This is a genomic window from Paenibacillus thiaminolyticus, assembly GCF_003591545.1.
GTDB lineage: Bacteria > Bacillota > Bacilli > Paenibacillales > Paenibacillaceae > Paenibacillus_B > Paenibacillus_B thiaminolyticus_A.
Window position 1 is genome coordinate 495 of record NZ_QYZD01000062.1, and the last position, 343, is coordinate 837.

Sequence of the window (343 nt, forward strand, 5' to 3'; positions counted from 1 at the left end):
CGAAGCTTCCTTGACCGCTGAAGTTGTTATACGCGCCTTGATTCGCCGTGCTGCCCGATGGGCCGGAGCTATTGCCGGCATACGTGCTTGCCACGATCCCGCCGGACAGACCGCCGGTCGCGCCATAGCCGCTTGTCGGCGCGAAGCTTCCTTGACCGCTGAAGTTGTTATACGCGCCTTGATTCGCCGTGCTGCCGGACGGGCCGGAGCTATTGCCGCTGTACGTGCTTGCCACGATGCCGCCGGACAGACCGCTGCCAGCCATACCATGGCTGCTCATTGGCGCATAGCTTCCTTGACCGCTGAAGCTGCTGTATGCGCCTTGATTCGCTGTGCTGCCGGA

The 343-nt window shown here is 62.4% G+C and carries 1 pseudogene; it reads right to left on the bottom strand.

The annotated features are described in order from the left end of the window. Positions 1 to 280: pseudogene (locus DQX05_RS31535) on the bottom strand (hypothetical protein); the annotation flags it as partial. Between the last annotated feature and the right edge of the window lie 63 nt (positions 281 to 343).